Raw genomic sequence first — 1,444 nt, 5'->3', positions numbered from 1 at the left:
GGTTGACCTCCGACACCGCCACCCCGGAGCCGTTGGCGATCCGCAGCCGCCGGGATGCGTTGATGATCTTCGGGTCGGCGCGCTCGGCCGGGGTCATGCCGCGGATGATGGCCTGCAACCGGTCCAGGTGGCTGTCGTCGACGGCTGCCAGCGCGTCTTTCATCTGGCCGGCGCCGGGCAGCATGCCCAGCAGGTTGCCGATCGGGCCCATCTTGCGGATCGTCAGCATCTGCTCGAGGAAATCCTCCAGCGTCAGCTCGCCGGAGCCGATCTTGGCGGCTGTCGCCTCGGCCTGCTGGGCGTCGAAGACCTGCTCGGCCTGTTCGATCAGGCTCAGCACGTCACCCATGCCCAGGATGCGACTGGCCATCCGGTCCGGATGGAAGACGTCGAAGTCCTCCAGCTTCTCCCCGGTGGATGCGAAAAGGATTGGGACACCGGTGACTTCGCGCACCGACAGCGCGGCGCCGCCACGAGCGTCACCGTCCAGTTTGGTCAGCGCCACGCCGGTGAAGCCGACTCCGGCGCGAAACGCGTCGGCGGTGGCCACCGCATCCTGGCCGACCATCGCGTCCAGCACGAACAACACCTCGTCGGGCCCGATGGCCGCGCGGATGGCGGCGGCCTGCGTCATCATCTCCTCGTCGATGCCCAACCGTCCGGCGGTGTCGACGATCACCACGTCGAAGTGACCGGCACGCGCCTCGTTGAGGCCCGCCGCGGCGACTGCCACCGGGTCAGCGGGACTGAGCCGAGCCTCGTGTGCCTCCGCGGAGGTGCCGGGGTGCGGCGCGAACACGGCCACCCCGGCCCGTTCGCCGACGATCTGCAGCTGGTTGACCGCGCCGGGCCGCTGCAGGTCGCAGGCCACCAGCAGCGGTGTGTGCCCCTGCCCGCGCAGCCAGGTGGCCAGCTTGCCGGCCAGTGTGGTCTTGCCCGAGCCCTGCAGGCCGGCCAGCATCACCACAGTCGGCGGTGTCTTGGCGAAGGTCAACTGGCGGGTCTCGCCGCCGAGGATGCCGATCAGCTCCTCGTTGACGATCTTGACGACCTGCTGGGCCGGGTTGAGCGCGCCGGACACCTCGGTGCCCTTGGCGCGCTCCTTGACCCGCCCGATGAACGCCCGCACCACCGGCAGCGCGACATCGGCTTCCAGCAGCGCCAGCCGGATTTCCCGGGTGGTGGCGTCGATATCGGCGTCGGTCAACCGCCCCTTGCCGCGCAACCCTTGCAGGGCACTGGTCAACCGGTCGGACAGCGATTCAAACACGCCGCCAGCCTAGTGGTGACCGCAAGCGCGGCGGAGCCGGGCGCAGCGGGTCACCACCCGACGACCCAGTGGTGACCGCAAGCGCGGCGGAGCCGGGCGCAGCGGGTCACCACCCGACGACCCAGTGGTGACCGCAAGCGCGGCGGAACCGGGCGCAGCGGGTCACCACCCGAC

General features: G+C 70.4%; 1 protein-coding gene. It reads right to left on the bottom strand.

The genetic code is table 11. The features are described 5' to 3' along the window. The coding region (gene ffh / locus AC2VOP_RS15290) for a signal recognition particle protein (RefSeq protein ID WP_486961771.1) at nt 1–1,270 on the bottom strand (1,270 nt) is incomplete at its 3' end. Nucleotides 1,271–1,444 lie beyond the last annotated feature (174 nt).

The sequence above is a fragment of the Mycobacterium sp. TH-M106 genome, assembly GCF_057473765.1.
The sequence above is the reverse complement of the archived record's forward strand: the minus strand, read 5'-3'. Positions and strand labels throughout refer to the sequence as shown.